At 74.2% G+C, this 7,428-nt stretch carries 7 protein-coding genes and 1 pseudogene; 4 read left to right on the forward strand and 4 right to left on the reverse strand.

Annotation, left to right across the window (positions count from 1 at the left end):
• Positions 1-1,719, reverse strand: a 1,719-nt coding sequence (locus DKT69_RS32515; RefSeq protein ID WP_109805253.1) for a zinc ribbon domain-containing protein, incomplete at its 3' end; no start/stop codon positions are given.
• Positions 1,716-2,330, reverse strand: coding sequence for a recombinase family protein (locus tag DKT69_RS32520; protein ID WP_146231268.1), 615 nt, complete (start codon positions 2,328-2,330; stop codon positions 1,716-1,718). The genes DKT69_RS32515 and DKT69_RS32520, both read right to left, overlap by 4 nt.
• A gap of 43 nt (positions 2,331-2,373) precedes the next feature.
• On the opposite strand from DKT69_RS32520, the pseudogene DKT69_RS32525 reads away from it, so the two are divergent.
• A pseudogene (locus DKT69_RS32525) lies at positions 2,374-2,598 on the forward strand (DUF4192 family protein); the annotation flags it as partial.
• Between the two features lie 158 nt (positions 2,599-2,756).
• On the opposite strand, the gene fdhD reads toward DKT69_RS32525, so the two are convergent.
• Positions 2,757-3,617, reverse strand: coding sequence for a formate dehydrogenase accessory sulfurtransferase FdhD (gene fdhD / locus DKT69_RS32530; protein WP_109805250.1), 861 nt, complete (start codon positions 3,615-3,617; stop codon positions 2,757-2,759).
• Positions 3,618-3,956: 339 nt separating this feature from the next.
• Between fdhD and mobA the strand changes: the two genes are divergently transcribed.
• From mobA to DKT69_RS32545, 3 genes are all read left to right on the forward strand, one after another.
• The gene (mobA, locus tag DKT69_RS32535) at positions 3,957-4,556 is read left to right on the forward strand and encodes a molybdenum cofactor guanylyltransferase (protein ID WP_109805254.1); all 600 of its coding nucleotides are present in this window, start codon (positions 3,957-3,959) and stop codon (positions 4,554-4,556) included.
• Complete coding sequence (locus DKT69_RS32540) at positions 4,553-4,810, forward strand: DUF6457 domain-containing protein (RefSeq protein ID WP_109805255.1); 258 nt, start codon at positions 4,553-4,555, stop codon at positions 4,808-4,810. The genes mobA and DKT69_RS32540 overlap by 4 nt, the downstream gene beginning before the upstream one ends.
• Before the next feature lie 307 nt (positions 4,811-5,117).
• Entirely contained in the window at positions 5,118-6,221 is a 1,104-nt protein-coding gene (locus DKT69_RS32545) for a T3SS (YopN, CesT) and YbjN peptide-binding chaperone 1 (protein ID WP_109805251.1), read from the forward strand.
• A gap of 51 nt (positions 6,222-6,272) precedes the next feature.
• Here DKT69_RS32545 and DKT69_RS32550 read toward each other — a convergent pair whose 3' ends face one another.
• The gene (locus DKT69_RS32550) at positions 6,273-7,229 is read right to left on the reverse strand and encodes a zinc-binding dehydrogenase (protein WP_109805252.1); all 957 of its coding nucleotides are present in this window, start codon (positions 7,227-7,229) and stop codon (positions 6,273-6,275) included.
• Between the last annotated feature and the right edge of the window lie 199 nt (positions 7,230-7,428).

The following is a 7,428-nucleotide window of genomic DNA, read 5'->3' on the forward strand; positions in this document are numbered from 1 at the left end:
CCTGGGCGCGGGGCGTGAGGTGTGGGGTCGGGCGGGGCCGGTCTTCGACCGGTCCTTGCGGCTGGCCTTGGTGGTCGGGGTGACGACGGCTTTGGCTTCGAGCTTGTCCACGACCGAGCGGATCATCATGGCATGGTTGGTGCGGTCGATGACGGTTTTGGCCTGATGGGCCAGGCCGCGGGCTGCGATGCGGCGCCAGGCGCCGTGGTCGCGGTCTCCCTGCCAGCCGCAGCTTTCTCTGTTGGGGCAGATGGCCCACTTCCAGCCCGCCGTGGTGGGCCGGTCGGGGGCTTTGCGGTGCCACAGCGGGGTCAGGCATTGCGGGCAGTGCTTTGAGGTGTTCCGGGCTGGGACGGTGACCACGGCGATACCGGCCTCGGCGGCGAGGTGCCGCATGCGGTCGGTGATCTGGCCGCGCACCTGCTGGGACAGGCGCGTGTTGTGGGTGCGGCCCATGCCCTTGGCTTCCATCGACCGCAGGTCTTCGAGGTAGATGACGGTCGTCCCGGCGGCAATCGCTTGGTCGACGGCCCAGCGCGCGGCAGCCCAAGCGAGCGCGTCGTTGAGGTGCGACCTGCGACCGGACACGTGCCGGATCTCGCCGCGCAGCACCTCGTGTTTCGCGGTCAGGTGTTCGTCGGGGCGGCCGTCGATCAGCCGCACGTACTGGTCGTCCTTGGCGTGCAGCCGCTCTGACAGGCGCCGGAGGCGGTGCTGCTTGGCGAGGACGCCGGCGGCGCGGAACTGGGCACCGGCGCCGAGGGAGGTGATCCGGCCGTTGTCGTGGAGTCGTACGGCCCCCGCGCTGAGGAGGGTGTTGAGTCCCCAGTCCACGCCGAGCGCCACCGTGTGCCCAGCGCGCTGGGCCTTCGGCACGGCGTGCGTGTACGCGACATCGGCTCGCACCTGCCGGCCGGTTACGCGGAGGGTGGGCAGGTGCACAACCGCGCCCGCAGGGACCGTGGACGGCAGCGTGATCGGGCACTGCACCCACGTCCAGTCCCGGTACGCCTGCGGATCGGGACGGGTGGGCAGCTGCAAGCGGAGCAGCGCCCTCGCCGGGTCGGTCTCGGAACGCTCGATCGTGGCCTGCTGCCCGTCGCACGCGGCGAGCAGCAGCATCCGCGGGATCTTCGGGGTGCCTTCGAGCTCGAACACGTCCACGGGCAGGCGGCCGTTGGCCTTGCCGAACTTGGCGGCCTGCCGGGTTCGGCCCTTGATGATGCTGGACGGCAGATACTCCCCGCCAGGGATCGAGGCCCGCACCTGATCCCACTCGACCGGAGTGCGCTTACGCGGCTCGGCCGGCCACGTCGCCAGCACCCCGGCGGTCAGATCAGCGCGCCACTTCGCCGAGCGCAGAGCACGCCCAGCCTGCTCCTGGGCCATGCGCACGATCCGGTCATTGACCTTCACACCCTCAGGCGTGGCGGCGGTCCAGCCCAGGCGCCGCAGCGCCATCCACGCGTTCGACGGCAGTTTCCGACCGCCCGCGTCCTCCCCGGAGGCCAACACATCCACATCTGCGCTGTTCCAGTGCTCGCCCATCAGAGCGCAGACCATGCCCGCCACCAGGCCGGTACACCAGCCGACACGTTCGGCAAGCACGGCCTGGGACAGGACTTCGCCGGTCTTCTCGTCCACACCTGCACGCACAAGGATGCGCGCGCACGCGGTGCGGGAGGTCTCGCCCTCGGCCAGCGGCAACTTCCGGCTCACCGGCCACCAGCCTGGCATTGCCCCGACTCGGCCAGCAGGCCACCCCGGTTCTCGGCCGGTCGCATCCCGTACAGGCGCCCGACGAACGTGGCGACGACAGAAACGAAGTCCTCGACGAGTTCTTCCCGCCCGCCGAGCTTCTTCGGCTGGAGCACTTCGAGGGCGGCCCTGTGCACGGCGAGCAGGTGTTCGAGCCAGCCGACACCGAACCTTGCAAGCCGGTCCTCATGCGTGACCCGGACCACGGTGATGCTTCCGTCGGCAACGGCCCGCAGCAGCCGGTTGAGGCCGGTCCGGTCCTCCCGCAGGCACGAGGCCCGGTCACGGAAAACCTTGACGACCTCGCCGGTGGAGGTGGGCCGCAGCTCGTTCTCGTGCGCCTCCAACGAAGACTCCCGCCCACTGGAGCCGCAGACGCGCACGTACAGGCCCCCCAAGCGAAAACGCTCACCGCCGGTAGAAACCTTCATCGCCTCGACATCAATCGAGGAGAACCGGCGCTCACGGCCAACCCAAGTCACCGGAATCTTCCCCGAGCCAGCCCAAAGACCAAGCGTCACGGGATGAACACCGAGACGCTTCACGGCCTTTGACAGCCGAAGAAATTCCACACGATCAATCTATGATCACCGAGGATTCTTAATCAAATCAGTCAGCCTGCTGGTGTTCGCCGCATGGCGGGCCGGCTACGGCGCCCTGGCGGCGGTGGCCCTGGAACGGGTGCTCGCCGCCCGTCCCGACTACTCCCTCGCGCTGCTCCTCGACGACCTGCTCCGGCGCGGCGTGCCCCCGTCCGAGCTGGACGGTTGGCCGGCCGTCGGTTTTCCCGGGGTGGTCCGCCGCCGGGCCTGCCGCCGCATCCCACGCCGGAGCGTCTGATGACGGGCGACGGTTCGTCCGCGCCGGCTGCCGCCGTCGGGCCGGGCGGATCTGCGGCGCCCGGCCCGTCACCGGCGACGCTGCCGGGTACCGCCCGCTGGACGCGGTCGGTGGCTCCGGCGTGGCGGTGCAGCCGGGCGACCAGGTCCGGGTCCGGCTCAGTCGACCTCGGTGAGCCGGTGGGCGCCGGCGTAGACGTTCATGGTCCGGCCGCGCAGGAAGCCGACCAGGGTCATGCCGGCGTCGTCGGCCAGCTCGGCGGCGAGGGTGCTGGGCGCGGAGACTGCCGCGAGCAGCGGCACGCCGGCCATCCACGCCTTCTGGGTCAGCTCGAAGCTGGCCCGGCCGGAGACCAGCAGCAGGTGCCCGGCCAGCGGCAGCCGCCGCTCCCGCACCGCCCAGCCGACCACCTTGTCGACGGCGTTGTGCCGACCCACGTCCTCGCGCAGCACCACCAGGTCGCCGTCCGGGGTGAAGAGGCCGGCCGCGTGCAGTCCGCCGGTCCGGTCGAAGGCCCGCTGGGCCGCGCGGAGCCGGTCCGGCAGGGCCACCAGCACCTCCGCCGGCACGGTCACCGGGTCGTCCCGCACCGCGAAGAGCGAGCGGGTCCGTACGGCGTCGATGCTCGCCTTGCCGCAGACCCCGCACGAGCTGGTCGTGTAGAAGTTGCGGGACGGGTCGGTGGCGGGCTCCGGCACGCCGGGGGCCAGCACCACGTCGACCACGTTGTAGGTGTTCGGCGTCTCCGCCCCGGCGCAGAGCTGGGCGGTGTGCACGTCGTCGGCGGACCGGATCAGCCCCTCGGTGAGCAGGAAGCCGATCGCCAGGTCCAGGTCGTCGCCGGGGGTGCGCATGGTCACCGCGAGCGGGCGCCGCCGGCCGGGGCCGGCCCGGCCGACCCGGATCTCCAACGGCTCCTCCACGGCCAGGGTGTCCTGCCTGCGGATCCGGGCGCGTCCGTCCGCCGCCGCGTCGAGGTCGATCCGGAGCACCCCGCGCCGATCAGTCGCCCGTCCCATCCCGCCATCCTGCCCCGCCCGGCCGCCCCGTCGCCCGGCGGGCGTACGGCGCGTGCCGCAGGGCGGCGGCCCGGCGCGTTTCGGCAGGGCGACGGTGTGCCCCGCGCCGCAGGGCGACGGCCCCGGCCGGTGCCGCAGAGCGAGGGCTGTGTCCGTGCCGCAGGGCGGCGTCCGGCGCGTTCCGCAGGGCGACGTGCGGCGGGTGCCGCACCCGGGTTGCGGCGAACGGCGATTATCGAGGGCTCGGACACGGCGACCTGCCGCACCCCGAGTGGACCAAGCCGCCGTGCGCACGGGCGCCCGGCGGCCGTGGGTGGCGGCCCGGGTTACCGTGGCCGGGTGACGGCGTACGCGGCGGTGCTGCTCGCGGGTGGTGCGGCGCGCCGGATGGGCGGGGTGGACAAGCCGGCGCGCCCGGTCGGCGGCCGGCCGATGCTGCACCGGGTGCTGGCGGCGGTCGCCCAGGCCGAGTCGCGGATCGTGGTCGGTGCGGCCGGTTCCGTCCCGCCCGGCGTGCGGGTGACCCGGGAGGAGCCGTTCGGCGGTGGCCCGGTCGCCGCCACCCGGGCCGGGATCGACCTGCTCGACCCGGGTACGGCCACCGTCGCCCTGCTCGCCGCCGACCTGCCGCTGCTCACCGCCGAGGCGGTCGACGCCCTGCTGCGGCAGCTCGCCGGGTCGACGGTCGACGGGGCCTGCTACGTCGACGGTGACGGGCGTCGGCAGCAGCTCTGCGGCGTGTGGCGGGTCGCCGCGCTGCGGGCCGCCCTGGACCGGCTCGCCGGGCAGCGGGGCGACACGCTCGACGGGGCTCCGGTGCGGGCGTTGCTGGCCGGGCTGGCGGTGCGGGAGGTGGCCTGGTCCGGCTCCGGCCCGCCGCCCTGGTTCGACTGCGACACTGACGATGACGTACGCCGGGCCGAGGAGTGGACACGATGACGGTGATGGACGACTGGGTCACGGCGGCCTGCGCCGAGCTGGGTCTCGACCCGGCTCAGGTGCCCGTGCCGGTCGTGCTCGACCTGGCCCGGGACGTGGCCCACCAGGTGCTGCGTCCGGGCGCGCCGGTGTCCGCGTACCTGCTGGGGCTCGCCGTGGGGCGCGGCGCCGATGCCGCCGGGGCGGCGTCCCGGCTCAGCGAGCTGGCCGCCAGCTGGCCGGTCGAGCTGGACGGCACCGGCCCGGCCGAATAGCCGATCGAGCTGGGCTCGGGGCGAACAGCCGATCGAGCTGGACGGCGCCCGCCGGCGAACAGCCGATCGAGCTGGACGGCACCCGCGGGGCGAACAGTCGATCGAGGTGGGCGGCGGCCCGGCCGAGTGGGCGGACAGCTGGACGGCGCCGGCCCGGCTCGGCCGTCGCGGCGCGGCGACCGGCCCGCTCGCCGGCGGGATGTGGCTGGTCGCGGCGGACCCTTGGCGGGCCGGTGTCCGATCCAGGTCGGCCTGATTCGGCCCCCACCGTCCGTGGGTAGGGTGGCCATGACGGACGGAGGCGATCATGACGGCAGACCACTCCTCGGTGCCGACGGATGACCCGGCCGGCGGTGCGCCGGAGCAGTACGAGTCGATCCTGCTGGACGAGCCGACCACCGCCGACCTGCGGGCGAAGGTGACCGAGGCCTGGCGGGAGTTCGCCCGCGCGCTGGCCGACCGGCTGCGGGGCCTGCCCACCGGCGCGCACGTGGAGCTGACCCTCGACCCCACCGCCTCGGGCACCGGGGACGCCGTCTACTCGATCAGCGTGGACGCCGGCGCGGAGGGCAGGCTCGCCGCGCGGGCGGTCGGCAACGCCACCCTGCCGCAGGGCTACCGGCTGGATCGGGCCGCCGTCGCCGACATGATCGCGCTCGGCTGGTCCCCGCCCGGCGTGGTCGAGGGCTCCGGCGAGCAGTTCGGCCTGAGCTGCGACGTCTCCGAAGCCACCCGGCTCGCGGCGGTACTCTCCCGCACACTGCGCGACGTCTACGGCGCGCCGCACCCCGCCTTCCTCGTCTACCTGGTGCACGACGCCGAGGGGGAGCCGCTGCCGGTGGAGCCCATGGGCACGGCGCGGAGCGAGTTCGGGCCGGACCGGGACGTCGAGTCCGACCTCGACGAGGCGCTGGCCGCGGCGGCCACCGCCCAGGCCGGCGAGAACGACGTGCTGGCGCTGGAGGAGCGGGTCCGTACGGTCGTCTCCACGATGCTCAAGTCGACGTCCGACCAGTTGCAGGTCGACTCGGACGGTGACATCAACATCCGGGCCGGCTCCGCCATGGTCTTCGTCCGGGTACGCGACAATCCGCCCCTGGTCGACGTCTTCTCCCCGGTGCTCACCGAGGTCGAGCCGACCGAGCGCCTCTACGTGAAGCTCTCCGAGTTGACCAACCGGATGCCGATCGGCCGGCTCTACTGCGCCGACGACACGGTCTGGGCCTCCATCCCGGTCTTCGGCCGGAACTTCCAGCCCACCCACCTGATGCTCGCCGTCCAGGTGATGACCGGGCTGGCAGACGAACTGGACGACCGGCTGCACGGTGAGTTCGGCGGCAAGCGCTTCTTCGGCGAGGGGGACAAGCCGTCCCGCCCGCAGGATGAGCACCGCACCGGCATGTACCTCTGACCGCCCACGGCGGACCCGGGCGCGCGGACGCGGGCAGGCGCGCGGGCGGCCTCAGTGGAGGTCGAGGAGGGTCTTGCCGACGGTGGCCCGGGATTCCATCGCCGCATGCGCCTCGGCCGCCCGTTCCAGCGGGAAGCGCTGCCCGATCAGCGGTCGCAGCCGCCCGGCCGCCGTCTCGGCCAGCGCCCGCTCGGTGAACCCGCGTAGCGTCGGCGGGTCGGCGGTCGGGCGGAGCAGGGTCACGCCGCGGGCCGCCACGAGGTCGGCCGGCAGGTCGGCCCAGGCGCCGCTGGCCAGCCCGAAGCTCAGCATCCGCCCGCCCGCGTCCAGCAGGTCGAACGCGGCCCGGGCCAGCGCCCCGCCGACCCCGTCGAAGACCACGTCCACGCCGCCGGTGGCCGCCCGGACCTGGTCGGTCCAGTCCGGGCGGCGGTAGTCCACCACCACGTCGAGGCCGCGTTCGCGCAGCAGGGCGACCTTCCGGGCGCCCCCGGCGGCGGCGACGACCCGCGCGCCGGCCGCCGCCGCGAGTTGCGCCAGCAGGATGCCGACCCCGCCCGCCGCCGCCTCGACCAGCACCCGTTCGCCGGGCCGCAGTTGCGCCGTGTGCGCCAGCATGGTGGCGGTACGGCCGTCGGCGAACACCGCGACGGCCTCGTCCAGCGGCAGCCCGGCGGGCACCTCGACGGGCAGGTCGTGGTTCACCACGACCCGCTCGGCGTAGCCTCCCGAGCCGCCGGTCCCGCTGACCACCCGCCGGCCGACCAGTTCCGGGTCGACGTCGGGACCGACGGCGGCGATCACGCCGCCGACCCCGTTGCCGGGGATCAGCGGCGGCGTGGCGGGGAACGGCCCGAAGCCGGTCGCCCGGAACATGGTCTCCACGAAGGTGAGGTTGGCGTGGGCCACCTCGATCAGCACCTGCCCCGGTCCGGGCACCGGATCCGGCGCGGGCCCCGGCACCAGCACCTCCGGACCCCCGAACTCCCGCAGCCACACCGCGCGCACCTGTCCCCCTTCCGCCGTCCCGCCCCCACTGAACAACCTCAACCGGGATTCAAGTCAACCCCGCGACCGGCGAGCGGTGCGCCGCGTCGGGTGACCGGCAGCCGGCCGGTGGGTCCGGCGGTCCGGCGGTCGACGGGCGGCGAGCGGCCGGCCGCGAGCGGCCCGGCGGGCCTGGAGCGGCGGGGGGGGGCCGGAAGCC

The sequence above is a fragment of the Micromonospora sicca genome (genome assembly GCF_003172935.1).
In the GTDB taxonomy this organism is placed as follows: domain Bacteria; phylum Actinomycetota; class Actinomycetes; order Mycobacteriales; family Micromonosporaceae; genus Micromonospora; species Micromonospora sicca.

Coding starts and splice junctions, on each gene's coding strand:
- fdhD (WP_109805250.1), bottom strand. CDS start 3,617: ATGGGACGGGCGACTGATCGGCGCGGGGTGCTCCGGATCGACCTCGAC.
- DKT69_RS32540 (WP_109805255.1), top strand. CDS start 4,553: ATGACGGTGATGGACGACTGGGTCACGGCGGCCTGCGCCGAGCTGGGT.
- DKT69_RS32545 (WP_109805251.1), top strand. CDS start 5,118: ATGACGGCAGACCACTCCTCGGTGCCGACGGATGACCCGGCCGGCGGT.